General features: G+C 71.2%; 29 protein-coding genes and 1 tRNA gene. 7 read left to right on the top strand and 23 right to left on the bottom strand.

The genetic code is table 11. From position 1 onward, the window contains the following. Positions 1–50 precede the first annotated feature (50 nt). The 11 genes from thrB to AB0N80_RS11290 form a co-directional block, all read right to left on the bottom strand. Positions 51–983, bottom strand: coding sequence for a homoserine kinase (gene thrB / locus AB0N80_RS11340; protein ID WP_315993187.1), 933 nt, complete (start codon positions 981–983; stop codon positions 51–53). After that, on the bottom strand, positions 980–2,062 hold the full coding sequence (gene thrC, locus AB0N80_RS11335) for a threonine synthase (RefSeq protein ID WP_315993188.1): 1,083 nt from the start codon (positions 2,060–2,062) through the stop codon (positions 980–982). Before thrC ends, thrB begins: the two co-directional genes overlap by 4 nt. A gap of 1 nt (position 2,063) precedes the next feature. Beyond that, positions 2,064–3,386 (bottom strand): homoserine dehydrogenase, encoded by a 1,323-nt coding sequence (locus AB0N80_RS11330; RefSeq protein WP_363392777.1) that lies wholly within the window; start codon positions 3,384–3,386, stop codon positions 2,064–2,066. Further along, complete coding sequence (gene lysA / locus AB0N80_RS11325) at positions 3,383–4,813, bottom strand: diaminopimelate decarboxylase (RefSeq protein ID WP_363578767.1); 1,431 nt, start codon at positions 4,811–4,813, stop codon at positions 3,383–3,385. The genes AB0N80_RS11330 and lysA overlap by 4 nt, the downstream gene beginning before the upstream one ends. An 87-nt stretch (positions 4,814–4,900) precedes the next feature. Beyond that, positions 4,901–5,587, bottom strand: coding sequence for a putative mucin/carbohydrate-binding domain-containing protein (locus tag AB0N80_RS11320; protein WP_363578766.1), 687 nt, complete (start codon positions 5,585–5,587; stop codon positions 4,901–4,903). 454 nt (positions 5,588–6,041) lie between these two features. Continuing rightward, positions 6,042–6,818, bottom strand: coding sequence for a DUF2993 domain-containing protein (locus AB0N80_RS11315; protein ID WP_363392786.1), 777 nt, complete (start codon positions 6,816–6,818; stop codon positions 6,042–6,044). Positions 6,819–6,820: 2 nt separating this feature from the next. Next, the gene (locus tag AB0N80_RS11310) at positions 6,821–8,485 is read right to left on the bottom strand and encodes an arginine--tRNA ligase (protein ID WP_315993193.1); all 1,665 of its coding nucleotides are present in this window, start codon (positions 8,483–8,485) and stop codon (positions 6,821–6,823) included. Between the two features lie 76 nt (positions 8,486–8,561). Next, positions 8,562–9,371 (bottom strand): transglutaminase family protein, encoded by an 810-nt coding sequence (locus AB0N80_RS11305; protein WP_363392789.1) that lies wholly within the window; start codon positions 9,369–9,371, stop codon positions 8,562–8,564. Between the two features lie 78 nt (positions 9,372–9,449). Continuing rightward, on the bottom strand, positions 9,450–9,923 hold the full coding sequence (locus AB0N80_RS11300; RefSeq protein ID WP_315993195.1) for a hypothetical protein: 474 nt from the start codon (positions 9,921–9,923) through the stop codon (positions 9,450–9,452). Beyond that, the gene (locus tag AB0N80_RS11295; protein WP_363392793.1) at positions 9,920–11,068 is read right to left on the bottom strand and encodes a serine/threonine-protein kinase; all 1,149 of its coding nucleotides are present in this window, start codon (positions 11,066–11,068) and stop codon (positions 9,920–9,922) included. The genes AB0N80_RS11300 and AB0N80_RS11295 overlap by 4 nt, the downstream gene beginning before the upstream one ends. Before the next feature lie 33 nt (positions 11,069–11,101). Continuing rightward, a complete protein-coding gene (locus AB0N80_RS11290; protein ID WP_108319361.1) occupies positions 11,102–11,356 on the bottom strand; it encodes a DUF6458 family protein in 255 nt (84 codons plus the stop codon). A gap of 172 nt (positions 11,357–11,528) precedes the next feature. On the opposite strand from AB0N80_RS11290, the gene AB0N80_RS11285 reads away from it, so the two are divergent. Further along, positions 11,529–12,638, top strand: coding sequence for a hypothetical protein (locus AB0N80_RS11285; RefSeq protein ID WP_363392796.1), 1,110 nt, complete (start codon positions 11,529–11,531; stop codon positions 12,636–12,638). Positions 12,639–12,808: 170 nt separating this feature from the next. Then, positions 12,809–13,006 (top strand): DUF2188 domain-containing protein, encoded by a 198-nt coding sequence (locus AB0N80_RS11280; protein WP_315993198.1) that lies wholly within the window; start codon positions 12,809–12,811, stop codon positions 13,004–13,006. A gap of 53 nt (positions 13,007–13,059) precedes the next feature. Here the strand turns inward: AB0N80_RS11280 and AB0N80_RS11275 are convergent. The 3 genes from AB0N80_RS11275 to AB0N80_RS11265 all read right to left on the bottom strand — a co-directional run bounded on the left by AB0N80_RS11275 (position 13,060) and on the right by AB0N80_RS11265 (position 13,959). Next, positions 13,060–13,132: transfer RNA gene (locus AB0N80_RS11275), tRNA-Arg, on the bottom strand. Positions 13,133–13,258: 126 nt separating this feature from the next. After that, the gene (locus AB0N80_RS11270) at positions 13,259–13,429 is read right to left on the bottom strand and encodes a hypothetical protein (protein ID WP_315993199.1); all 171 of its coding nucleotides are present in this window, start codon (positions 13,427–13,429) and stop codon (positions 13,259–13,261) included. Between the two features lie 80 nt (positions 13,430–13,509). Then, a complete protein-coding gene (locus tag AB0N80_RS11265; RefSeq protein WP_315993200.1) occupies positions 13,510–13,959 on the bottom strand; it encodes a hypothetical protein in 450 nt (149 codons plus the stop codon). Positions 13,960–14,059: 100 nt separating this feature from the next. On the opposite strand from AB0N80_RS11265, the gene AB0N80_RS11260 reads away from it, so the two are divergent. After that, complete coding sequence (locus AB0N80_RS11260) at positions 14,060–14,455, top strand: DUF5684 domain-containing protein (protein ID WP_363578765.1); 396 nt, start codon at positions 14,060–14,062, stop codon at positions 14,453–14,455. Positions 14,456–14,510: 55 nt separating this feature from the next. Here AB0N80_RS11260 and AB0N80_RS11255 read toward each other — a convergent pair whose 3' ends face one another. The 4 genes from AB0N80_RS11255 to AB0N80_RS11240 form a co-directional block, all read right to left on the bottom strand. Then, positions 14,511–14,813 (bottom strand): hypothetical protein, encoded by a 303-nt coding sequence (locus tag AB0N80_RS11255; RefSeq protein ID WP_315993202.1) that lies wholly within the window; start codon positions 14,811–14,813, stop codon positions 14,511–14,513. A gap of 266 nt (positions 14,814–15,079) precedes the next feature. Further along, entirely contained in the window at positions 15,080–15,436 is a 357-nt protein-coding gene (locus AB0N80_RS11250; protein ID WP_315993203.1) for a hypothetical protein, read from the bottom strand. A 69-nt stretch (positions 15,437–15,505) separates the two neighbouring features. Continuing rightward, on the bottom strand, positions 15,506–15,643 hold the full coding sequence (locus AB0N80_RS11245) for a hypothetical protein (protein WP_315993204.1): 138 nt from the start codon (positions 15,641–15,643) through the stop codon (positions 15,506–15,508). A gap of 38 nt (positions 15,644–15,681) precedes the next feature. Then, positions 15,682–16,236 (bottom strand): MarR family transcriptional regulator, encoded by a 555-nt coding sequence (locus AB0N80_RS11240; RefSeq protein WP_315993205.1) that lies wholly within the window; start codon positions 16,234–16,236, stop codon positions 15,682–15,684. A 114-nt stretch (positions 16,237–16,350) separates the two neighbouring features. Between AB0N80_RS11240 and AB0N80_RS11235 the strand changes: the two genes are divergently transcribed. The 3 genes from AB0N80_RS11235 to AB0N80_RS11225 all read left to right on the top strand — a co-directional run bounded on the left by AB0N80_RS11235 (position 16,351) and on the right by AB0N80_RS11225 (position 17,406). Then, the gene (locus AB0N80_RS11235; RefSeq protein ID WP_315993206.1) at positions 16,351–16,728 is read left to right on the top strand and encodes a hypothetical protein; all 378 of its coding nucleotides are present in this window, start codon (positions 16,351–16,353) and stop codon (positions 16,726–16,728) included. A gap of 1 nt (position 16,729) precedes the next feature. Next, positions 16,730–17,071 carry a hypothetical protein gene (locus tag AB0N80_RS11230; protein ID WP_315993207.1) on the top strand — a complete coding sequence of 114 codons (342 nt, stop codon included), beginning with the start codon at positions 16,730–16,732 and terminating at the stop codon, positions 17,069–17,071. Between the two features lie 170 nt (positions 17,072–17,241). Continuing rightward, entirely contained in the window at positions 17,242–17,406 is a 165-nt protein-coding gene (locus AB0N80_RS11225) for a hypothetical protein (RefSeq protein WP_315993208.1), read from the top strand. A 60-nt stretch (positions 17,407–17,466) separates the two neighbouring features. Here the strand turns inward: AB0N80_RS11225 and AB0N80_RS11220 are convergent, their stop codons facing one another. The 5 genes from AB0N80_RS11220 to AB0N80_RS11200 form a co-directional block, all read right to left on the bottom strand. Beyond that, positions 17,467–18,537, bottom strand: coding sequence for a spore photoproduct lyase family protein (locus tag AB0N80_RS11220; protein WP_363578764.1), 1,071 nt, complete (start codon positions 18,535–18,537; stop codon positions 17,467–17,469). Positions 18,538–18,546: 9 nt separating this feature from the next. Beyond that, positions 18,547–19,371, bottom strand: coding sequence for a DNA-formamidopyrimidine glycosylase family protein (locus tag AB0N80_RS11215; RefSeq protein WP_363578763.1), 825 nt, complete (start codon positions 19,369–19,371; stop codon positions 18,547–18,549). Positions 19,372–19,373: 2 nt separating this feature from the next. Next, positions 19,374–20,855: an NAD(P)/FAD-dependent oxidoreductase gene (locus tag AB0N80_RS11210; RefSeq protein ID WP_363578762.1), complete on the bottom strand. Its 1,482-nt coding sequence runs from the start codon at positions 20,853–20,855 to the stop codon at positions 19,374–19,376. Further along, positions 20,852–21,355 carry an SRPBCC family protein gene (locus AB0N80_RS11205; protein ID WP_315993212.1) on the bottom strand — a complete coding sequence of 168 codons (504 nt, stop codon included), beginning with the start codon at positions 21,353–21,355 and terminating at the stop codon, positions 20,852–20,854. The genes AB0N80_RS11210 and AB0N80_RS11205 overlap by 4 nt, the downstream gene beginning before the upstream one ends. A gap of 139 nt (positions 21,356–21,494) precedes the next feature. Next, entirely contained in the window at positions 21,495–22,670 is a 1,176-nt protein-coding gene (locus tag AB0N80_RS11200; protein WP_363392822.1) for a GAF domain-containing sensor histidine kinase, read from the bottom strand. Positions 22,671–22,780: 110 nt separating this feature from the next. Here AB0N80_RS11200 and AB0N80_RS11195 point away from each other — a divergent pair, with 110 nt between their 5' ends. After that, complete coding sequence (locus AB0N80_RS11195) at positions 22,781–23,059, top strand: hypothetical protein (RefSeq protein ID WP_315993214.1); 279 nt, start codon at positions 22,781–22,783, stop codon at positions 23,057–23,059. Positions 23,060–23,062 lie beyond the last annotated feature (3 nt).

Here is a 23,062-nt window from a genome sequence, read left to right as displayed (position 1 = left end):
CGCGATGTGTTGCGGATTTCGCAGGTGTGCAGAGGCTCAGATTCGCGAATTTACGCGGAACCCTCTGCGTTTTTCACTGTACCACCCTTGACGTCGACGGCGAGCATGAGGGCCTGCCACGGGGTGTCGACGACGGATGCCATAAGATCCGCCGCCGCGAGTCGCTGTCCGGGCCCGTCCGCGAGCACGAGCACGCTGGGGCCCGCCCCCGACACGACCGCCGCATACCCCTCGGCCCGCAGCGCCCGCACGAGCCTGTCGGTCTCGGGCATCGCCTGGGCGCGGTAGTTCTGATGCAGCTTGTCCTCGGTGGCCGCCATCAGCAGCTCGGGGCTCTGCGTCATCGCCGCGATCAGCAGGGCGGAACGCGAGACGTTGAACACGGCGTCCTCGCGGGGCACCTGCAGCGGCTGCAGGCTGCGCGCGACGGCGGTCGACATCGTGAAGCTCGGCACGAAGACCAGCGGCGAGACACCGCGGTGCACGATGAGCTGCTTGTGCTGCGGGCCCTCGGCATCCATCCAGGCGATGGTCAGACCGCCGAACAGTCCGGGGGCCACGTTGTCGGGGTGGCCCTCCATCTCCGTGGCCAGGCGCAGGAGGTCGACGTCGCTGAAGGCGACCTCCCCCTCGAGCAGGCCCGTGGCGGCCAGGATGCCGGCCACCACGGCGGCACCGGACGAGCCCATGCCGCGCCCGTGCGGGATGACGTTGCGTGCGCTCAGCCGCAGACCGGGGAGGGTGCGGCCGACCGAGGCGTAGGTGTGCGCCATCGCGCGCACGACGAGGTGCGACGCGTCGCGGGGGACGTCGGCCGTCCCCTCCCCCTCGACCTCGATCTCGAGGCGGTCACCGTCGAGCTGCTCGACGACGAGTTCGTCGTAGACGCTGAGGGCCAGGCCCAGGGTGTCGAAGCCGGGACCGAGGTTCGCGCTGGTGGCGGGAACGCGGACGGCGACCCGGCGACCGGGGCCTGAGCTCACGCGGTCACCGGCTGCAGGTCGAGCACGGAGGCGACCTCCGAGGTGGCGGCGTCGACCACGGTCGGCTCGACCGTCGTGCCGTCGGCCTTGCGCAGAGCCCACTGCGGGTCCTTCAGGCCGTGCCCGGTGACGGTCAGCACGACCTTCGCACCCGACGGGACGACGCCCGCCTCGGCACGGCTGAGCAGACCCGCGACGCTGATAGCCGACGCGGGCTCGACGAAGACGCCGACCTCGCCCGCGAGGATCTTCTGCGCCTCGAGGATGCCCTCGTCGTCGATCGCGCCGAACCAGCCGTCGGTGGCCTCGCGGGCCTCGAGAGCGAGCTCCCACGACGCCGGGTTGCCGATGCGGATCGCGCTGGCGATCGTCTCGGGGTTCTTCACGACCTCGCCGCGCACGAGGGGCGCGGACCCGGCTGCCTGCAGACCGAACATGCGGGGCACCTTCGTCGCGACGCCGCGAGCTGCTTCCTCGCGGTAGCCGCGCGAGTAGGCGGTGTAGTTGCCGGCGTTGCCGACGGGGATGAAGTGGAAGTCGGGGGCGTCGCCCAGCTGCTCGACGACCTCGTAGGCCGCGGTCTTCTGGCCTTCGATGCGGTCGGGGTTGACCGAGTTCACGAGGTGCACCGGGTAGTGATCGGCGAGTTCCCGCGCGATCTCGAGGCAGTCGTCGAAGTTGCCGCGGATCTGGATGAGACGGCCGTTGTGCGCCACCGCCTGGCTCAGCTTGCCCATGGCGATCTTGCCCTCGGGCACGAGCACCGCGGCGGTGATACCGGCGTGCGCGGCGTAGGCGGCGGCGGAGGCCGAGGTGTTACCGGTGGAGGCGCAGATGACGGCCTTGGCGCCGTGCTCGACGGCGCGCGAGAGCGCCACGGTCATGCCGCGGTCCTTGAACGACCCGGTGGGGTTCATGCCCTCGAACTTGACCCACACGTCGGCGCCGGTTCGGCGCGAGAGCGCCGGGGCGGGGATGAGGGGTGTGCCGCCCTCGCCGAGCGTGACCACGGTGGAGGCGTCGGTGACACCCAGACGGTCGGCGTATTCGCGGAGGACTCCGCGCCAGAGGTGAGCCATGTCAGTTCCCTTCCACGCGCAGCACGGAGACCACGCGCTCGACGACGCCGCTCGCGGCGAGACGCTCGACGGTCTCGCTCAGGTCCTGCTCGCGGGCCTTGTGTGTTCCGATGACCAGCCGGGCGGAACCGCCGGTCTGGGTGTTCTCGTCCGCCTCGATGACGGTCTGCTCGACGGTCGCGATCGACACGCGGCCCTCGCTCAGGATGCCGGCGACGGTCGCCAGCACGCCCGGCTGATCGTCGACCTCGAGCGTGATCTGGTAACGCGTGATGACGTGCCCGATCGGCACGGCCGGCAGGTTCGCGCGCGTGGACTCGCCCACCCCGACGCCTCCGGCGATGTGCCGGCGCGCCGCCGAGACGACGTCGCCGAGCACGGCGGAAGCCGTCTGCACGCCGCCGGCGCCCGCGCCGTAGAACATGAGGTCGCCGGCCGCCTCGGCCTGGACGAAGACGGCGTTGTTGGCGCCGTGGACGCTGGCGAGCGGGTGCGACCGATCGACGAGAGCGGGGTAGACGCGCACGGAGATGGACTCCGAGCCGTCGGCGGCCGTCAGACGCTCGCACACGGCGAGCAGCTTGATGACGTACCCGGCGTGACGAGCGGACTCGATCATCGCGGCGTCGACCGAGGTGATGCCCTCTCGGTGCACGGCATCCAGGGGAACCGTCGTGTGGAAGGCCAGGCTCGCGAGGATCGCGGCCTTCTGCGCGGCGTCGTAGCCCTCGACGTCGGCGGTGGGGTCGGCCTCGGCGTACCCGAGCTGCTGCGCCTGGGCCAGGACATCGGCGAAGTCGGCGCCCTCGGTGTCCATGCGGTCGAGGATGTAGTTCGTCGTGCCGTTGACGATGCCCATGATGCGCACGACGCGGTCGCCGGCGAGCGAGTCGCGCAGCGGGCGGATGATCGGGATGGCACCGGCGGCGGCGGCCTCGTAGTACACCTCGGCGCCGACCTGGTCGGCGGCCTCGAAGACCTCGGAGCCGTGGGTCGCGAGCAGCGCCTTGTTGGCGGTGACGACGTCGGCGCCCGAGGCGATCGCGTGCAGCACCTGCGTGCGGGCCGGCTCGATCCCGCCCATGAGTTCGATCACGATGTCGCTGCCGACGATGAGGGTCTCGGCATCCGTCGTGAAGAGCTCGCGCGGGAGGTCGGCGTCGCGCTTGGAGTCGACGTTGCGCACGGCGATGCCGGCGAGTTCGAGCTTGGCGCCCGCGCGGTCGGCGAGCTCGTCGCCGTGCTTGAGCAGCAGGTCGGCGACCTGCGAGCCGACGGCGCCGGCGCCGAGGAGCGCCACGCGGAGCGTGCGGTAGTCGGTCATGCGGTGTCTCCGTGGGGTGTTGCGGTGTGGGCGGATGCCGGGATGCCGGCGTCGCGCGAGAGCAGATCGTCGATGGTCTCGCCGCGCACGATCACGCGGGCCTGTCCCCCGCGCACCGCGACGACGGGCGGGCGGGGCGTGTAGTTGTAATTGCTCGCGAGCGAGAAGCAGTAGGCGCCGGTAGCGGGCACGGCCAGCAGGTCGCCCGGTGTGACGTCGGCGGGGAGGTACTCGGCATCCACGACGATGTCACCCGACTCGCAGTGGTGGCCGACGACGCGCGAGAGCGCCGGGGTCTCGGAGCTCGTGCGCGAGACGATGCGCGCGGAGAAATCGGCGCCGTAGAGAGCGGGGCGGGCGTTGTCGCTCATTCCGCCGTCGACGCTGACGTAGGTGCGCTCGAGGTCCTCGGCGGCCGTGACCGTCTTGACCGTCCCGACCTCGTACAGCGTCACCCCGGCCTGGCCGACGATGACCCGACCGGGCTCGGTGGCGACGTCGGGCATCGGGATTCCGCGCACGGCGCACTCGTCGGCGATGGCGTCCAGGATGCCGTCGGCAATCTCCTCGATGGGCTTCGGGTCGTCGACCGAGGTGTAGGAGATGCCGAAGCCGCCGCCGACGTTGAGGAGGGGGATCTCTCCCCCGGCCAGCAGGTCGGCGTGCAGGTCGACAAGGCGTGCGGCCGATTCGCGGAATCCGGACGAGTCGAAGATCTGCGAGCCGATGTGGGCGTGCAGGCCGACGAAGCGCAGGCTGGTGAGCTCGCGGATGCGCGCGACGGCTTCGGCCGCGCCGTCGAGCGAGAAGCCGAACTTCTGGTCTTCGTGCGCGGTCGCGAGGAACGCGTGGGTCTCGGCGTGCACGCCGGTGCGAACGCGCACGAGCACGGACTGCACGGCGCCGCGGCGCTCGGCGATCGCGGCCAGGCGCTCGATCTCGATGGGGCTGTCGACAACGACCGAGCCGATGCCGACCTCGACCGCGCGCTCCAGCTCGCGCACGCTCTTGTTGTTGCCGTGGAAGCCGAGACGCGCGGGGTCTGCTCCCCCGGCGAGGGCGACCTCGAGCTCGCCGCGCGTGCACACGTCGACGGAGAGTCCCTCGTCGACGACCCACCGCACGACCTCGGTTGACAGGAACGCCTTTCCGGCGTAGTAGACGCGAGCCCGGATCCCGTGACGCGCCGCCGCCGAGTCGAATGCGGCGCGGGCGCGGCGGGCGTGCTCGCGCACCTCGTCCTCGTCGAGGACGTACAGCGGGGTGCCGAAGCGGTCACGCAGATCGAAGACGGAGACGCCTCCGATCTCGACGGAGCCGTCGTCGACGCGACGAGCGGACGCGGGCCAGACGGGGGCGACGAGCTCGTTCGCTTCGGCCGGAGTGGTGAGCCACTCGGGCACGAGCGCGGAGTGCGAGGCGGACACAGAGGGACCAATCGGGTTTTGCGGCGACGCGACGGCCGCGGATCACGGCTGCCACCCCCGCGGAGAGTCACGCGGCGGGCAGCCCGATCAGTCTAGGGCACCGCGTATGCCGCTCCCTTCCCGTGTCCGGTGGCGCCGCCCTGCGTCCGCAGCCGCCGGGCTCCGGGCGGCCGTCAGACCACGAACCGCCCCCCCGCGGATGGTCAGCGTCTGAGGCGTCATGGACAGGGACCCGGTCTGCACGCTGTCCGCGTAGACGCGCACCCGGGAGGGCTCCGCGGCGGTGACGAGGAGCCGGTACCCGTTCGACACCGACATGCCGTCGAGCGCCGTCACGACCTTGTCGTGGGTGTCGTCTCCGTTCACGGTCACCGTGACGAGCGTCCGGCCCCGCGCGTTCTGCAGAGCGACCTGGTAGTACAGCTTCCCCGTGAAGGAGTAGTCGTGCGGGGCGACACCGGTCGAGGTGACCACGAGGCGCTTCCCGTCTCGGCTCATGCCGATCCATCCGGAACGGACGTCGTAGATGCCCACGAATCCGAGCGCCGAGGTGGCGGTGACAGGAACCGTCCGCGTCAGCGCCTCCTGCGTGGCACCCGATGACTGGAGGATCGCGAGAAGCCGCCCTTCCATCGAACCGACGTTGATCGCGAGGACGCGGGTCGAGGCGCCCGTCTCGTCGTGCCGGATGACGGTCGCCTCCCGCACCTCGAGCGCCGTGCTGGTCGCCCCGAGGACGTGGATGCCGTGATGCCGAGGCTCCGGGGGCGGCATCGGTGCGCACGCGCACCGACGTCGTGTACGCGCCCGAGGAGTCCGTGACGCCCGTCGGTCGTTCGATGATCGCGCGGGCGGGGTCGTCCAGCGAGAGGGACACGGCGTCGCCGGCGCGAGGCCGTCCATCGGCTTCGATACTCGTGACCCTCACGGTCGCCGTCTCATCGGGGTAGGCGGCCGCGCGGGACGACGTCAGCGTCACGCGGTCGGTCCGGCTCGCCGCCGCGTGCGCAGGCAGTGCCGCGCTCACGCTCAGAACGGGAATCGTCCACGCGCCTGCGGTGAGAACCCTGCGACGTGACACCGCGGACATGCCGACCTCCCGATGACGCGCCGCGGTCGCGGCATCCGTCCGTCGACCCCGACCATAGGCAGGCTCACGCCGGTCGGCGGTCGCGCTCACCGACGCGGAGGACGGGTGACGCGGTCGGTGATCGCGATGCGCGGCCGGTCAGCTGCAGGAGCCGTCGGCCTGCAGCGCGGGGTCGTCGAGGATGCCGCCCGCGAGGTCGAAGGCGGCCACGAGGCTCTGACCCTGCACCGTCGCGGAGGTCAGCGTGAGGCCGGCCGGGAGGCGATCGGCGATGCACAGGCTCTGCGGGCCGAGGACCGCGTCGGCCACGCCGCCGAACTGCGCGCGCAGCGTGTCGGCGTCGATGGTGTTGCCGCCGAGTTCGAACGACGTCGGGGTGAGGGTCAGGTCACCGGACGCTGCGCCCGGGGTGACCGAGACGCCCACGGGGATGCCGACGCCGAAGAGCGACAGCTCGTTCGTGAAGGTGAGATCGGGGGCGGCCATCGCCACCGTGCCCGACGGGAAATCGGGGATCTGCGCGAGCAGCGCCCGCAACTGCTCCTCATTGAGACGCACCGAGGCCGATCCTCCGTCGGCAGGACCCTCACCCGACACCGGCACGCCCTGCATCTCCACGAGGACGTCACCGGTGATGGGGCCCAAGGTCACGTCGTCCGAGCTGACCGTGACGTCGTCGAGGCGCCCTGCGATCAGCTGCGGGAGCACGATTCCGCTCACCGACACGTCGAGGTTCTGGTCGTCGGCCAGGCCGACGTTCTTCACGACCAGCGAGCGGACCGTGTTCGTCACGAGGGAGCGTGCGATGAACTCGGCGGCCACCACGGCACCCGCCAGCAGCACGACGACCACGAGGAGGATCGCGATCCATCGACCTGAACGGCGGCGGGGGGCCACGGCATCCGCGTCCGTCATGACTACATCCGCTCCGGAGCGCCGACGCCGAGCAGCGTGAGGCCGTTGCGGAGCACCTGACCGGTGGCGTCGTTGAGCCACAGGCGCGTGCGGTGCACCGACTCGACCGGGGCGTCACCGAGCGGGATGACGCGGCAGTTGTCGTACCACCGGTGGTACAGGCCGGCGAGCTCTTCGAGGTAGCGCGCGACGCGGTGCGGCTCGCGCACCTCGGCGGCGAACGCGACGACCCGGGGATACTCCTGCAGGGCACCGAGAAGCGCCGACTCGGTCTCGTGATCGAGAAGCTCCGGGGCGAACTCCGAGCGGTCGACACCCGAGTCGGCGGCGTTGCGTGCGACGTTGTGCGTGCGCGCGTGGGCGTACTGCACGTAGAAGACCGGGTTGTCGTTGGTGCGCTTCTGCAGGATCTCGGGGTCGAGCGTCAGCGGCGAGTCGGCCGGATACCGTGCGAGCGAGTAGCGCAGCGCGTCGGTGCCGAGCCACTGCTGCAGGTCGTCGAGCTCGATGATGTTGCCCGCGCGCTTGGACAGCTTGGCACCGTTGATCGACACGAGCTGTCCGATGAGCACCTCGATGTCCTTCTCGGGGTCGTCGCCCGCGGCGCCGGCGAGAGCCTTGAGACGGTGGACGTAGCCGTGGTGATCGGCGCCGAGGAGGTAGATCTTGTGCGCGAAGCCGCGGTCGCCCTTGTTGAGGTAGTAGGCGGCATCGGCGGCGAAGTACGTGTACTCCCCGTTGGAGCGACGGATGACGCGGTCTTTGTCGTCGCCGAAATCGGTGGTGCGCACCCAGACGGCGCCCTCGTCGTCGAAGACATGGCCCTGTTCGCGCAGACGGTCGACCGCCTCGTCGACGAGACTCGGCTGCGCATCGACGTGCGCGTGCAGCGTGCGCTCGGAGAACCAGACGTCGAAGTGGACGTTGAAGCGCTCGAGAGAGGCCTGGATCTCGCCCAGCTGGAAGCGATAGGCCAGTTCGGTGGCGACGGCCACCTGCTCGGCGCGATCGAGATCGCGCAGGTCGGGGCGCTCCGCCAGCACCCGCTCGGCGAGCGCTCCGATGTACGCGCCCCCGTATCCGTCGTCGGGGGTCGGCTCGCCGTGCGCCGCGGCCACGACGGAGCGGCCGAAGCGCTCCATCTGGGCGCCGGCGTCGTTGATGTAGAACTCGCGGACGAGCGTCGCACCGCTCGCGAGCAGCACGCGGGCGATGGCATCGCCGAGAGCCGCCCACCGGGTGTGGCCGATGTGCAGGGGTCCGGTCGGGTTCGCGCTGACGAACTCGAGGTTGATGGTGTTCCCGCGCTGGGAGTCGTTCGTTCCGAACGCGGCGCCCTGCTCGACGATGACCTTCGCGAGCGCGCCGGCGGCAGCGGCATCCAGTCGGATGTTGATGAAGCCGGGGCCGGCGACCTCGACGCTCGCGACGCCGTCGACCGCCTCGAGACCGGCGGCGATCTCCGCGGCGAACTCGCGCGGGTTCGCTCCGACGACCTTCGACAGCTTGAGCGCCGCGTTGGACGCCCAGTCGCCGTGGTCGCGGTTCTTCGGCCGCTCCAGCGGGAGGTCGGCGGCGGTGATCCCCGCCGAGGAGCCCTCTCGTCGCGCCTCGGCGAGCGGGGCGATGACGGCGAGGAGGGCTGCGGAGAGGGCTGCGGGATCCATAACCCTGCAAGTCTAGGCGGAGCGGGGCGGGACCCCCTCCGTGACGACGAACCGCCGGAGGCGACCGCGGAGCGCGTCAGCCGATCTGCACCAGCGCGGCGTGGTCGTCGGGGGTCGTGGCATCCGGGGTCTCGTCGTCGAAGACCGCGTCGACGTGCAGGCGTTCCAGCCCCACGTATCCCCCGTGGTAGCTGAGGAAGGCGCAGTCGGCGGCGTCGCGCCCCGTCGCGATGCGGACGAGCGAGCGGCGATCCGCGAGACGGGTCGCGTCGACGACGTACCAGGCGCCGTCGATGTAGGCCTCGGCGACGGCGTGGAAGTCCATCGGCTCGAGGCCGGGGGCGTAGCACGCGGCATACCGCGCCGGCATGTCCATCGCCCGCAGGAGCGCGATGACGACGTGGGCGTAGTCGCGGCACACGCCCTGGCCGGTCATGAGCGTCGTGACCGCGCTGTCGGTGCCGAGGCTCAGGCCCGGGGTGTAGGTGACGGTGGATGCCACGAACGACGACACCGCGGTCAGCAGCTCTTCACCGGAGAGCCCGCGGAACTGGCGACGTGCCTGCGAGAACACCTCGTCGGACTGGCAGTAGCGGCTCGGGCGCAGGTAGGTGATGGTCTCGAGGTCGCTCGTGCGGGGGCTCTGCGCGGGACCGGCGACGACGGCGTCGTACCGCACCGTCAGGGGGCCCTGCTCGCCGGTGACGCGGTGAAGGCGGCTGCCGGACTGGTCGACGATCTCGGTGGGCGTGTACACGCGATCACCCTGCGAGAACGTCAGGTCCTCGCTCAGCAGAGGGACCCCCTGGGCGGCGGAGATCTGGAAGATGAGGTCGACGGATGCCCCGAGATCGAGGTCCAGTTCAGCGGTCACGCGGCGCGGCACCGGGCAATCCTCGCACGGCGCGCGGGCGTGGGGGCCATCCCCGCGCACCTGTTCCGCGACACGCCGCCGCCGGCATGCTCACCCGTCCTTCTTGCCCGGCCCCTTGCCGTTCCCCGGCCCCTTCTCGTCGCCCGGCTTCTTGTCGGACGGGCCCCCGCCGTTCCCGCCTCCGCCGGTGTCATCCGTGCCGTCGTCGACGACGTCCTGCTGGTCGTCGGGTGCGGGCTCGGTCGTCTGCGCAGGCTCGGGCTCGGGCGTGGGTGTGGGGGTGGGGACCAGACCGGTGAGATCGGCACGGACCGTCGCGATGCGCGTCAGGATGGCGTCCGCCTCCTCGGCCGTGATCTCCCCCGCGTCGCGGCGGGCGGTGACCTCGGCCTCGAGCGCGTCGAGGCTCGCGAGCGCCGAGGCGTAGTCGCCGGCCGACGCCTGCTCCGCGATCGTCTGCACGTTCTGCTGCCACGCGGTGGGCGCGGCGGGCGGGGTGCAGCCGGCGAGGGCCAGGGCTGCGGCCACGGCCACGACGCCGGCGAGGGAAGCGCGACGGATCATTCCCCGACCTCCTTCCACAGGTCGTCGACGTGCTGATCGAGCGGCTGGGGCAGTGCGGGCAGATCGGGCTCGGGGGCTCCCCCGGCTCCGGCTGCCACGGCGGCGGTCACTCCCCCCGTGGCGAGGACGGCGGCGACGACGGATGCCACCACCACAGCACGTCGAGACGGACGACGCCGCGAACGGGGCACCGGGGATCCCCCCGGCGTCGAGGCGTCGAAGACGCGCGTCGGGGCGGTGGCTCCGGACACCGCCGGCATACGCGCGGTCGTTCCCCCTCCCGGGGCGGGCACCGCCACGTTCGACAACGTGCGCAGCGCGACGATGACGCCCGCGGCATCCGGTCGTTCGGCGGGGTCGATGGCCGTCATCCGCTCGAGCACGTCCCGCCACCCGGAGGGGATGTGCGCGGGGATCTCAGGCGGGGAGACGAGCCGGGCGGCGAGCGCTTCATGCGGGGTGCGGGAGCCGAACGGGCGTGAACCGGTCAGGGCCTCCAGCAGCACGAGTCCGAGCGCGTACACGTCGCTCGGGGGTGCGGCCGGCATCCCGCGCGCCTGTTCGGGGCTCAGGTAAGCGGCCGTTCCGATCACGGTGTCGGCCCGTGTCACGCGGGTGGCCCCGACGAGCGAGGCGATGCCGAAGTCGGCGAGAGTCGCCCGCGGGGTCTCCCCCGTGTGCGCGGCGGGTCGCATCAGGATGTTCGACGGCTTCACGTCGCGGTGCACGATCCCTCGGCCGTGGATCACGGCGAACGCCTCCGCGACCTCGCGCCCCACGCGCGCGGCCTCGGGCCCGCCGAGACGACCCCGCGCGATGAGGTCGGTGAGCGTCGGGCCCGCGATCAGCTCCATCGCCAGATAGGCGGGCGTCGCGTCGAGCCGTGCGTCATAGAGGGTGACGAGCGACGGATGCGAGAGCGAGGCGAGCAGGCGGATCTCCGACCGGACGCGGGCGACGTCGGAGGGATCGGCACCGTCCCCGTCGATGACCTTGATGGCGAGGGTGCGCTCGAGAGCGGTATCGACCGCCTCGTACACGCGCGCGTAACCGCCCCGGCCGAGCAGACGGCCGAGGCGGTAGCGTCCGTCGAACAGGTCGCCCGCGGGCGAGTCGTCGGCGACGGTGCGCGTCGGTTCGGTCATGGGTGTACCTCCGGGGTGGCGACCCCGGTGGACTCAGACGAGGTCGTCGTTGGACGAGCGCGTGGTCGAGCGGGTGACCTGGGCGCCCCCCACTCCTTCGGTGCGGGTGACCGTATCGGTTTGCCGACGACGCACGAGCAGCACGACGCCGATCAGGAACACGACGACGCCGGCTCCCATCATGATGTAGCCGACCATGCTCAAGCTGACGTAGTCGTTGGGCAGGTTCACGGCGAAGGCGAGGATGGCGCCGATGACGAACAGCGCGATGCCGGCTCCGATGCTCATGGCAGATCCTTTCGACGGAAGGTCTCAGCATCCCAACCGTCCGCGAAAGAGCGGCAGGTCTTGACAAGAGGTCGGAACGGGCGATGCCCGATCCGGTGGACGCGTCTTTCACCCGCCCCCGACGCGGTGCCGCGACCCGCGACCATCCCGCGCCCCGGGAGACTGACCGACGATGTCCCGCGAACAGCCCCTCCCGAGTCGTACCGGCGAAGCCGATCATCTGCATGTCGACGCCCTCGGGGTGACCGTGCGCATCGACCTCGACGGCGTGCCCCCCGCCGACCGCGTCTCGATCGGAGAAGCCTGGTCCGGGGCCCGGCACGACGAAGCCACGCTCGCTGCGGCGATCGTCTCCCCGCGCCCGCGCTTCCTCTCCGACGAGACCATGTCCGACCTGTCGACCCAGGTGACGCTCTCCGCCCTCTCCGCGCGGCGTGGAGACCTGTGGCTCGTCCATGCCGGCGCCATCGCCGACGACGACGGACGCGTCGTGCTGTTCTCGGGTCGGTCGGGGATGGGCAAGACCACCCTCATGTCGAGCCTCGCGCGCGACTACGCCTACGTGAGCGACGAGAGCGTCGGCGTCGCACCGGACGGGAGCGTCCTGCCCTACCGCAAACCTCTGTCGATCGTCGACGGCGCCGGCCGCGCCAAGAAGCAGGTGTCGCCCCGCGGTCTCGGTCTGCGCGATCTTCCGCCCACCCCGCTCCGCCTGCACGCCGTCGTGGTGCTCGATCGTCAGCCGCGGAGCACCCAGGCCGCCCTCGAGCCCCTCGACATCGCGGATGCCGTGGCAGCGATCGCGCCGCAGTGCAGTTATCTCGCCGATTTGCCGCGTCCCTTGGAGACGCTGATCGGCCACGTCAGCGCGGTCGGCGGAGCGCTGCGTCTGCGCTACGCGGAAGCCGCGGACGTGCTTCCCCTCATCCGCGATCTGTTCGCCGCGCCACGGCCGGCGTCACGCGAGCCGATCGTCTCGCAACGCGCCGAGGCCACCCGAGGCGCGAGCGGCTTCACCCGCACGCCCGTGGTGGATGCCGTGGCTCTCTCGGGCGCGCGTCTCGCGCTGCTGCGCCGCGCACCGGACGACGAGACGACGATCCACCTCGTCGACGGGATCGGACCGGTGCTCTGGCGGGCAGCCGACGGCGCCTCGTTCGACGACCTCGTGGCTGCCGCGGTGCACGCGCACGGCGAACCGCGCGGCGGAGACGCCGGAGATGCCGTCCGTGCCGCCCTGACGGCGCTGTGCGACGCCGGGCTGATCGCCGAGCGCCCCTGACGACGACGCCGCGACGCCGTGCCGGGCCTCCGCCGCCCGGGCATGGCCGCATCCGCGGACACCGCCTCGGGAGGTGACGTGAGGGGTGAAAGACCCTGTCGCCCGCCCGCCCGCCCCTTCACGTGTCAACCCCGCACCGCGCGAAGAACGACCGGTGTCTGCTGGATGCCATGAGCCAGAACGACGTGACGACCAGATCGAACCGGGGCCAGTGGGAGAACGCGGTGGAGGGCCGACCCGAGCTGTCGGCGAGCTTCTCCAGCAAGGAGGAAGCCGTCGACCAGGGGCGCGCCACCGCCGACGAACTCGGCTCGCGGCACCTCGTCGAGGACGCCGAGCCGACCGGCGCGCCGACCGACGAGGGCTGACGGCCCCGGAAATCAGAAAGGCCGCGGTCATCGACCGCGGCCTTCGTCACATGTGCCCCCGGCAGGAATCGAACCTGCGACCTTTGGTACCGGAAACCAACGCTCTATCCCCTGAGCTACGGAGGCGGACCGGTCCAGGCTATCACCGCACCGGCGGCGGTCCCGACGGCCGGGCGTCGCTGCAGCCACGGCTCCGCGGGCACGGCCACGGACCGACGACGCGGAGCACGACGCCGATCCGTGGCATCCGGATCACTCGTCGCCGATGACGCCGATGCCGCTCGCCTGGTGATCGGCGTTCGGGTCGTCGGCGGACGGTGCCTTGGAGGCCTCGTCGACGTCGTTCTCCTGGCTCGGCTTGACCGTGGGGTCGTCTCCGAGGTCGGACGCGTCGTCGGCCGGGGTGTGCTGCGGGTCGCTCATGGTGTTCCCTTCGTCGAGATCACCAGCGTCGCAACCCGCCCCGGCCCGGCGCACCGGGTTGACCGGGGTGGCGCGTCGGCCTAGTGCCGGAACATCCCCCGGACCCGTCGGGAGATCGGAAGGTGCAGCAGCACCTCGCGCCCGTCGACATCGACGGTGACGACCGACCCGCCCAGCCCTCGACCCGGCACGGGGGCGACGTCGGAGCGCACGTAGGCCTCCGCCACGTCCACGTAGACGGCGAGCAACTGCGCGCTCTGGTCCTTCGACGACGACGCGTCGACGAGCTGCATGCGGTGACCCGTGTCGGTCTCGACCGAGAACCACCGCGAGCCGGGGGTCGATACGAGCGCCCACCGCGGCCCGCGCGAGAAGCGGGCCCATGCGGCGCCGTCGCGCAACTCGGTGGCGACCTCGAGATCGGCCTGGGCCACGACGAGGACCTCCAGCATCGCGAGCGCCTCGGCGGCCGTGACGTAATCGGCGCGGTCGGCGCTCAGCCCGCCCCACTCGAACTTGCGCTCGCCCATTCGGCCGCCTCCTCGTTGAGAGCGTAAACCCGCCCGACCATGGCGTGCCGTGCGGGCGGCCAACCTGAGCGTCGGCTGGGAGAACCCCTACGATGAGCGCATGCTGACCTCCTCGCCCTCGTCTATCACCGACCAGACGTCGATCTTCGCGCTGAGCGCCACGAACTCTCTGATCGCCTTCGCGATCTACGTCCTCATGGTGGTCGCGCTGTGGCGCGTCTTCGCCAAAGCCGGGCACGCCGGGTGGCTCGCGATCATCCCGATCGTCAACCTCGTCGTCATGGTGCGCATCGCCGGCTTCTCGGGGTGGTTGACCCTGCTCTACCTCGTGCCGATCGTGAACCTCGTCTTCCACGTGATCGTGCACATCCGCGTGGGCCGGGCATTCGGCCACGGGTGGGTGTTCTCGCTGTTCCTGCTGGTGATCTTCTACGTCATCGGATATCTCGTCATCGGCTTCAGCGAGGACAAGTACCGTCCCGAGCGCCTGGCCTGACAGGACCGGCCTCCGCGGACCGGCCCGAGCCGAACGGCTCGACCGGCGCGCAGGCTCAGGCGAAGCGCAGGCGGTCGTCGGGGTGGAGGCTGCGCAACGGCACCGATCCATCGGCGATCGCTCGCAGAGCGCGAGGACTGACCTCCAGCTCCGCCGACACCCGTTCCACTCCCGCCCCCGACGACAGTGCGCTGCGCAGCGCCGCTTCGGCGGCATGGGCGGCCTCGGCGACGTCGTCGGCTGAGCTGCGCACGAAGGCGGCGAGCTGCGCCTGCGCATGACGGATACTCCGGCGCTGACGTTCTCGGCCGTCGGTGGCGTCGGTCGTCGGGGCGATTCGCAGCTGGTCGGGCGACATGGTCTCCACTCCGAGGGGAAGCGTCCGGCTCGCGCGGCTGCGAGCACTCCTCCAGCCTCACCGACGGCCGGTCGTCGCACATCATCCCTGAGGACTATTTCCCGACGGTGAACGGAGGATGCCACAATCGCACGGTCGGGATCGTGGCATCCGGTGCCGTCGCCGTCCACGGCGACGATCCGGCGCAACGTGTGCAGCACGATCGCCGGCTCGGCGGCATCCGCCGTCTTTCGCTCGACCGGCTCGTGGGCTGAATCGGGTGGCGATCAGGCCTGCGTGGGCTGGTCGAAGTCCCAGTCGATGGGCTCGTCGTCATCCACGTCGGACGTGGGCTCGACCGCCCGCAGGTGAGGGCGCGGGAACAGGCGGTGGTTCTTCAACTCGGCGGCCGCGTGAGCGAAGTCCGGTTCCTCGTCGTGCCAGTCGACGGGCGCGGACAGCACATCATTGCCCACGCCGATCACCAGCTCCGCCTGGGCGACCTTCTTGTCGCCGGTGACGATGGGGATGCTGACCGCCTCGGCCTGCCCCTCTTTCGCCACTGCCGCGGTCAGCTCCACGAGTGACGCGGCCACGTCGTCGGTGGTCGTCACGGTTTCGCCGGCATAGGTCACGCATCGCATGCCCCCACTCTGCGGTCCCACCCGGCAAGGGTGGGGCGGGTTGCCCCGGCCGCGCGCGTGGGATACGCGTCAGTCGCGGCGTTGCGCCGAACGGAACATCGACTCGTCGAGTTCGAACCAGACCGCGCGAACGGTGTCGAACTCGGCGAACGGTTCCGGCTGAGGATCGGTCAGAGAGAGGCGGTAACCGCGAGGAAGGTCATCCACGTGCTGTCCGTCGCGCGGTCCGCCGACGAGCACGTAGATCACGGGGAATCGACCGCCCGCTTGTCGACCGCCACTCCGTCGACGGCGTCGCTCATGCGGTGCAGGAAGGCGACGACGGCCGCGGACTCCTCGGGCGACATGTCGATCACGGCCGCGAGCATGCGGTCGTGCATGTTGCCGAGGGTCTGTCGCACCTCCTCGTCGGCGCGCGGGGTGGCCTGGATGAAGATGCTGCGACGATCCTCGGGGTTCGCCGCACGCGTGATGTGGCCCGATCGCTCCAGGCGGTCCAGGATCGCCGTGGTCGACGCGGTCGAGAGCCCGAGGTACCGGGTCAGTTCCCCCGGGCGCACCCGCCGAGTGGGGTCGCGGAGCAGATAGCGCAGGACGAGGAGCTCGTTCTCCCCCATCGCCATGGAGTCGCGGGTGCGGCGTCGCATGGCGACCTCGGCCGCCCGGTAGATGCGCAGCGCTTCGAGGACGGCTTTGCTCCGCCGTCGGCGATCGGTCGGCTCGTCGCCGTACCAGTAGGTGACCTCTTCGGTGGGTCCCGTGCTCGTGAGTCCGCGGGACGTGGTTTCGACGTCGGTCATGACACACTCCTCCCCGCTCGTCCGCCGACTATACCTCGTTAATAATAGTTAGACAAACTAGTTACTAAGCGAGTATGTTCTACACACAGCTAATCGCTCACGAAGGGAGTTCCCATGGGCCACTTGTTCTACGGCACGTCGACCGAACCGATCCGCATCCCGGACCGTCTCCTCTCGCACCTCAAGGTCGTGACCACGACCAAGCTCCGCCGCAGCGAGAGCTTCACCCTGAGCTGGACGCACGTCGACGGCACCCCCGGCCGCTCCACCCTCTGGCTGCAGCCGGCCATCCCCCTGCGATTCGTGTTCGATTCGGCGGAGCCCGAGACCCTCGACGCGACGACGCTGAAGAGCATGGCCGAGATGGCGAACTCCTCGGCGGGACTCGTCGTCGACCTGCGGGTCGAGATCCCCGAGGCTCACCCGAACCGTGTGGCACCCGCGCGCACCCCCGCTGCGACCCGCCGCCGTTCGCTCTCGGTCGCCGCCTGACATGAGCGCTCCCACTCTTCCCGTCGTGCCGACGCTCGCCCCTGCCCGGGTGCTGTGGGCGAAGGTCGACACCGGCTTCTGGGTCGCCCACCGCGGCGGCGAATACGACGGCTGCGTCGACGCGGTCGCCGGCGGGTTCGTGTCGCGCGACGCGCACGGCATCCCCATCGGCCGCTACGACAGCCTCGATGCCGCGAAGGCGTCGCTGCGCTCGACGATGCACCCCGCCAACGTGTCGCGTCGCCGGCGCGCCGAGCGCGTTTCGGTCGTTGCGGCAACCGCCGTCGGAGGCACCGCCCTCGCCTTCGCTCTCACCGCGGGCGCCCTGGCGCCGTACCTGTGAACGACGTGAACGATGTCGAGCTGCGCGACGACGCCGACGACTTCGAGGACGCGGCGAGCGCCGAGTTCGCCGCTCGCTACGGCGTCACTCCCCTCTGATCGCCGTCGACCCCCTGGACGTCACGGTTCGGACGTGACACCGTCGGCGCTTCACCAACGGATGGAGACCCCATGACGATCGACAACGGACACCCCGGAAGCGGAGACTCCGGCGCCGCTCCCGACGAGCAGTCGAACGGCGCTGGCAGCGAGTCGCCCGAGGAGGGTGCGGCCGCGCAGCGCGACGCCGACGAGGCCGCGACCACGAGCGACTCCCCCACCGGCGACATCGGCTGAGACCGCCTGGACGGCCGGCGCGGCTCCCGACGGGAGCGCGCCGGCTGCTGCGTCTGCGCGTCAGAAGGCGTAGCGCACCCGGCAGTACGGAAGCTTCCGGGCGATGAGATCGGTGAGAGCCGCAACACTCTGCGCCTTGAGGGGATGCCGATAGCGGACGTTGACCGCGCCGTTCTGCGAGCGCTTCTCCTCTTGCGCGGCGGGTGTCCACAGCAGCTCCTCCCCCTTGGGGTGCCAGCCGAGGTTCACCTCGTGCAGGCCCTCGTTGTGCGTGAGGAAGATGACCTCGCAGGCCAGCTGGGCCTTGGCCCGCGCATGCAGTGCCGCGTCGAGCTGCTCGAAGAGCTCTTCCCAGTCGGCGAGCCACGTCGGGGTGAGGATGACCGGCGAGAAGTTGACATGCACCTCGTACCCGGCATCGACGAAGTCGTTGATCGCGGCGATGCGCTCCGCCATCGGCGAGGTGCGCAGATCGGTGACGCGCGCCGTGCCCGCCGGCATGAGCGAGAAGCGGATGCGTGTGCGGCCCGCGGGATCCCACTCGAGCAGATCGCGGTTGACGAACTTCGTCGCGAACGACGCCTTCGCGGTCGGCGTCATGCGGAACAGATCGCACACGTCGCGGACGTTCTCGCTGAGGAGCGCGTCGACGGAGCAGTCGCCGTTCTCGCCGATGTCGTACACCCAGGCGTCGGGGTCGCACTGGTTCGGCTCGGTCTTGGGCCCCCGGGCCGCGACGTGGCGCGCGAGGTGACGCGTGATCTGGTCGATGTTCGCGAACACCGTGATGGGGTTGCTGTAGCCCTTGCGGCGCGGAACGTAGCAGTAGGAGCACGCCATCGCGCAGCCGTTCGACAGCGACGGCGCGATGAAGTCCGCCGAGCGGCCGTTCACGCGCGTGGTGACGCTCTTCTTCACGCCCAAGACGAGCGCTCCGGTCTTGATGCGCACCCAGCGGGCGACGTTGGTCTCATCGCCGTGAACCTCGGGGATCTGCCAGTGCGAGGCGACCGGAACGATGTCGGCGTCGGGCCAGCGCGCGACGATCTCCCGTCCGCGCTCGAGTTCGAGCGCGGCGTCCTCCGCGTAGATGCGCGTGACGCGCAGAAGGTTCTCCCGTTCGACGGCCATCGTTCCGTTCTACTCCGGGGTTCCGACATCGACGTTCGCCGGCATCGGCTGACACCGCGGGCACCACCACGTGCGGCGCTGCTCCGGGTCGTTCGCCACCTCGTCGCGCACGCGGACGCGCGTTCCGCAGCGCAGGCACGGACGCCCCGCGCGGCCGACCACCCAGTGCGAGGCGCCCCGACGACGATCCCCCGTGGTGACCTGGTACATCCCCGGGACCGTCGCCGACACGCGAAGGCATCGAGCCGCGAGCGTCACGAGGGCGTCCAGATCGGTCGCACCGATCGGCGCGAAGGGGTGGATGCCGCGCAGGAAGGCGAGCTCGTTCACCCAGAGGTTGCCGAGCCCCGCCACCCGACGCTGGTCGAGGAGCGCTGCCACGAACGGGCGATCGGGGCGTTCGGTCAGCCGGCGCACGGCCTCCGCGGCATCCCAGTCCGCGCGGAGCGGATCGGGACCGAGGTACCCCACGACGTCGCGTTCGCGCGCGGTCGGCACGAGCTCGACGACCGGCAGATCCAGTCCCCACACCTCCCGCCCGTCGTCGAGTCGCAGGCGCACGCGGGCCTTCTCCCGGACCGCGGTCGGAAGGGATCTGCCGGCTCGCGTGATGGTCCACGATCCCTGCATGCGCAGGTGCGTGTGCAGCGTGTCGCCCTCATCGAAGCGCGTGAGCAGGTGTTTTCCGTGCGTGTCGTAGCCGACGATCGTGCGGCCGGCGAGGGAGAGACCGGCGGCGTTGCCGGAGCGCACCTCCCCATCGGCCACACGGGCGCCGGTCGTCGCGGCATCCAACCACTGACGGAGGCGATAGACGCTGTCGCCCTCCGGCACGGCTAGCGCGCCGCGGGGAGGAGCTGGTCGCCGCGGGGGGCGAGATCGGGACGCAGGCGCGTTCCGAACTCGTGGCGCAGGGCGCTCAGCGCGGCCTGCCACCCGGCAAGACCGTGGACGCCGGGCCCCGGACTCGCCGACGAAGAGCACAGGTACACGCCCTTCATCGGGGTGCGCCAGGGGTCGGGGCTGTACACCGGCCGGCCGAGCAGTTGCGTCAGGGTGGGGGCACCGGCGGAGATGTCACCGCCCGGGAAGTTGGGGTTCCACGTGGCGATGTCGACCGCGGTGCGCGAGCTCGAGGCGAGGATCGTGTCGCGGAAACCCGGCGCGAAACGCTCGATCTGCCGCACGATGGCCTCTTCGCGGTCGGCCGGACTCCCGGACGGCACGTGCGTGTACGCCCACAGCACGTGCTTGCCCGCGGGCGCGCGCGTGGGGTCGAACAATGTCGGCTGAGCGGCGAGGACATAGGGGGCGTCGGGGAGCTCGTCGCGCGCGACCGCGTTCTCGGCCGCGGCGATCTCGGCCCGGGTACCGCCGATGTGGACGGTCCCGGCGCGCGCGACGTCGGGATCGGCCCACGGCACCGGCTCGGACAGCGCGAAGTCGACCTTCGCCACGCCCCCGCCGTACCGGAACCGCTGCAGCGCTCGGCGGTATGCCGCCGGCATCCGGTCTCCGGCGAGGCGGATCAACGCTCGCGGGGTGGTGTCGAGCAGGACCGCACGCGACGGGGGGAGCTCGTCGAGCGAGGTCACCTCGACCCCCGCGTGCAGGACGCCGCCGTGCGCACGGATGTCGGCGATCATCGCATCCGCGATCGCCTGGCTGCCGCCGACCGGGATCGGCCACCCGCGACCGTGCCCGTAGGTGGCCAGCACCAGACCCGCTCCCCCGGCCGCGAGGCTCGGCTGGTGAAGGATCGTGTGCGCGGACACGCCCGTGATCATGCTCGGCACGGCCTCCTCGCGGAAGCGCGCGTTCCACCACGGACCGCCCTGCTCGAGGGCCCGGATGCCGAAGAAGAACGCCGCGAGAGGGTCGCCGGGGATGCGCAGCAGCGCATTCCCCGTGAAGTCGGCGACGCCGCGCAGATGATCGACGAGCGGGCGCATCAGCCGCTCGTAGGCGGGCCCGTCGACGCCGAGACCGTCGGCGGCGCGCGCGAGATCGCGGAACGCCAGCGCGGCGCGCCCCCCGTCGAGCGGGTGCGCGTACGACACCTCGGGCACGATCAGGGGAACGCGACGGTCGAGACCGAACTCGCGGAAGAACCACGACTCGAGGGCGAGGGGGTGCACCGCCGACCCCACGTCGTGGTGGAAGCCCGGGAGCGTCAGCTCCGCGGTGGACGCGGCTCCGCCGAAGGTCGGCGCCTTCTCGTAGACGCCGACCGAGAGCCCGGCGCGTGCGAGGGTGACGGCAGCGGCCAGGCCGTTCGGACCGGAACCGACGATGACGGCGTCGTAGGTCTCGCTCATCGTCGGATCGGCTCCCTCTCGGCGGTCGACTCGTGGCCGATCGCGTCGGCACCGCCCTCGGTGCCGGGTGCGCCGCCCTCCGCGAGGTAGGCGAGACGGTGCAGCGTCTCGGCGTTGCGCCAGCGGGTGATGGCATCGAAGACGGTGTCGGGCAACAGCCGGGTCGGCCCCGTGACGGGCTCCTCCTGGATGCGCACGACGCATCCCTCGCCCCGTCGTTTGACGTCGATGGCGACGCGCGCGACGCCGATCGGGCCGCCGTGCGGTTCCAGGACCGCGCGATGCGGCGGATCCCAGACGCGCATGATCGTGGTGTCGTTCACGAGCAGGGGCCACGACCCGAACGAGTGGTGCAGCGTCGCCCCCACCTGGGGCCAGGACTCCCCCACATCGCGCATCCGCGAGGTGCCGACCACCCACAACGGGTAGAGCCAGCCGTTCTCGAGGACGCGGAAGACGTCTTCCGGGGTGCAGTGCAGCAGACGGACGTTGCGGGCCATGCGTCGCTCCTCCTCGTCGTCTCGGATGCGGACGGATGCCGAGGACTTCCCCGACAGCCCTCACGCTACGGTCCGCCTCCGACATCCGTCGCGGTGGTTGCGCCTCAGCGCCTCGGCCGATATCGGCGCCGCGGTCGGCTCACGCGGCCGCGGGGAGGACGAACCACGCGCGCGTCCCACCCGCCGGGGAGGCGTCGAGACCGATCGTCCCGCCGTGCGCCTCGACGATACGTCGACATGTCGCGAGGCCGATGCCGATGCCCTGCACGTCGGCGCCGTGCCCGCGCTGCATGGGCTCGAAGACGCGCTCGCGCAACTCCGTCGGCACCGCATCGCCGTTGTCGTCGACGCTGATCCGCCAGCCGTCGGGCAGGGTCTCGACGCTCACTCGGACGTCGGGCACCTTCTCGGCCGCGACGGTGAACTTGACGGCATTGGCGATGAGGTTCTGCAGCAGGACGCGCAGCAGGGTGTCGTCGCCCCGGACGAACGTCGAGGCGACCACCGTGACCTCCGCGCCCGTGCGCACCAGCGCGCCGTCGAGGTCTTCGAGCACCGCGTCGACGGTCTCGGCCACGTCGACCTGCGTCATATGGGGGCGGGCGCCGCCTATCCGGGCGAAGTCGAGCAGGTCGGTGACCATCGACGTCATCCGACCGGCCGCGGCTTCGGCGCGGGCGAGGGACTGCGCCGCGCGCGGGGCGTCGGCCATCTCGGGGCTGTCCGCGGCGAGCTCGAGGAAACCCGTCAACGCCGTGAGCGGGTTGCGCAGGTCATGGCTGACCTGGGTCGCGAAGTTCTCCAGCTGCTGGTTCGACTCGACGAGGTCGCGCTGGACGCGGCGCAGCTCCAGCACGTCGATCACCTGATGGGCGAGCAGGTCGAGCGCGTGAGCGCTGGCATCCGAGAGCTCCCCCACCTCGTCGTCGAAGACGCAGAGCGTGCCGATCGCCACTCCCGACGGCGTGATGAGCGGGCTGGAGGCGTAGAAGCGCACGTTCGCGACCTCGCCGGTGACGAAGGCATTGAGGGCGAAGCGGTCATCGAGCCGGGCGTCGGCGACGACGACGCGGCCCGGCTGGGAGATGACGGCCGCGCACATCGAGTCCTCGCGCTCGCATGACGCAGCCCGGATGCCGACGGCGGCGACCTGATGCTGCATCCGGTCGTCGATGATGTTGATGACGGCGGTGGGGACCCCGCACACGGTCGCGGCGAGTTCGACGAGCCCTTGGAGGTCGGGCTCGGACGGCTCGCCCACGAGACGGTACTGAGCGATCGCGTCTCGCCTGGTCACATCGTGCGCAGTCGACACGGCATCCCCCTGGTGTTCTCGCCGACGAGCCTAGCGGCTGCGGGTTACACCGGGACGGCCGGGAGAGGAAGGGGCTCGCGCGCGATGGCCGCGTAGCGCAGAGTCGCGGCATGAGCACCCCGACCTTCCCCCAGACCCCGTCCGAGCCCAGCGCACCGACTCCCGCGGAGCCGACCACGCCGGCGCCGTCCGAACCGACCGTCCCCCTCCCGCCCGAGACGCAGCCCGCCCCGGCGGGCGGGGTCGGCGACGAAGCGAAGGGGTCCGACGCAGCCGGCGCCTTCGCCGAGGACGACGACGAGGCGATCGGCTCGGCCGAGACGGTCGCCGACAACGCGGTCGAGGAGGCCGTGGTCGACGCGGTCGACCCGGGCGGACGGCCCGACTGAATC

It is taken from the genome of Microbacterium sp. NPDC089188 (assembly GCF_040685155.1).
GTDB classification, from domain to species: Bacteria; Actinomycetota; Actinomycetes; order Actinomycetales; family Microbacteriaceae; genus Microbacterium; species Microbacterium galbum.
The sequence above is the reverse complement of the archived record's forward strand: the minus strand, read 5'-3'. Positions and strand labels throughout refer to the sequence as shown.

Bases quoted from the DNA above. Each gene is read 5' to 3' on its own strand.
- AB0N80_RS11310 (WP_315993193.1), bottom strand. From the start codon at position 8,485: ATGGATCCCGCAGCCCTCTCCGCAGCCCTCCTCGCCGTCATCGCCCCG.
- AB0N80_RS11285 (WP_363392796.1), top strand. From the start codon at position 11,529: ATGTCCCGCGAACAGCCCCTCCCGAGTCGTACCGGCGAAGCCGATCAT.
- AB0N80_RS11300 (WP_315993195.1), bottom strand. From the start codon at position 9,923: ATGATCCGTCGCGCTTCCCTCGCCGGCGTCGTGGCCGTGGCCGCAGCC.
- thrC (WP_315993188.1), bottom strand. From the start codon at position 2,062: ATGGCTCACCTCTGGCGCGGAGTCCTCCGCGAATACGCCGACCGTCTG.
- AB0N80_RS11270 (WP_315993199.1), bottom strand. From the start codon at position 13,429: ATGAGCGACCCGCAGCACACCCCGGCCGACGACGCGTCCGACCTCGGA.
- AB0N80_RS11255 (WP_315993202.1), bottom strand. From the start codon at position 14,813: ATGTCGCCCGACCAGCTGCGAATCGCCCCGACGACCGACGCCACCGAC.
- AB0N80_RS11330 (WP_363392777.1), bottom strand. From the start codon at position 3,386: ATGACCGACTACCGCACGCTCCGCGTGGCGCTCCTCGGCGCCGGCGCC.
- AB0N80_RS11315 (WP_363392786.1), bottom strand. From the start codon at position 6,818: ATGACGGACGCGGATGCCGTGGCCCCCCGCCGCCGTTCAGGTCGATGG.
- AB0N80_RS11320 (WP_363578766.1), bottom strand. From the start codon at position 5,587: ATGCCGCCCCCGGAGCCTCGGCATCACGGCATCCACGTCCTCGGGGCG.
- AB0N80_RS11240 (WP_315993205.1), bottom strand. From the start codon at position 16,236: ATGACCGACGTCGAAACCACGTCCCGCGGACTCACGAGCACGGGACCC.
- AB0N80_RS11265 (WP_315993200.1), bottom strand. From the start codon at position 13,959: ATGGGCGAGCGCAAGTTCGAGTGGGGCGGGCTGAGCGCCGACCGCGCC.
- AB0N80_RS11235 (WP_315993206.1), top strand. From the start codon at position 16,351: ATGGGCCACTTGTTCTACGGCACGTCGACCGAACCGATCCGCATCCCG.
- AB0N80_RS11195 (WP_315993214.1), top strand. From the start codon at position 22,781: ATGAGCACCCCGACCTTCCCCCAGACCCCGTCCGAGCCCAGCGCACCG.
- AB0N80_RS11205 (WP_315993212.1), bottom strand. From the start codon at position 21,355: ATGGCCCGCAACGTCCGTCTGCTGCACTGCACCCCGGAAGACGTCTTC.
- AB0N80_RS11290 (WP_108319361.1), bottom strand. From the start codon at position 11,356: ATGAGCATCGGAGCCGGCATCGCGCTGTTCGTCATCGGCGCCATCCTC.
- AB0N80_RS11260 (WP_363578765.1), top strand. From the start codon at position 14,060: ATGCTGACCTCCTCGCCCTCGTCTATCACCGACCAGACGTCGATCTTC.
- AB0N80_RS11220 (WP_363578764.1), bottom strand. From the start codon at position 18,537: ATGGCCGTCGAACGGGAGAACCTTCTGCGCGTCACGCGCATCTACGCG.
- AB0N80_RS11230 (WP_315993207.1), top strand. From the start codon at position 16,730: ATGAGCGCTCCCACTCTTCCCGTCGTGCCGACGCTCGCCCCTGCCCGG.
- AB0N80_RS11280 (WP_315993198.1), top strand. From the start codon at position 12,809: ATGAGCCAGAACGACGTGACGACCAGATCGAACCGGGGCCAGTGGGAG.
- AB0N80_RS11225 (WP_315993208.1), top strand. From the start codon at position 17,242: ATGACGATCGACAACGGACACCCCGGAAGCGGAGACTCCGGCGCCGCT.
- AB0N80_RS11250 (WP_315993203.1), bottom strand. From the start codon at position 15,436: ATGCGATGCGTGACCTATGCCGGCGAAACCGTGACGACCACCGACGAC.
- AB0N80_RS11210 (WP_363578762.1), bottom strand. From the start codon at position 20,855: ATGAGCGAGACCTACGACGCCGTCATCGTCGGTTCCGGTCCGAACGGC.
- AB0N80_RS11295 (WP_363392793.1), bottom strand. From the start codon at position 11,068: ATGACCGAACCGACGCGCACCGTCGCCGACGACTCGCCCGCGGGCGAC.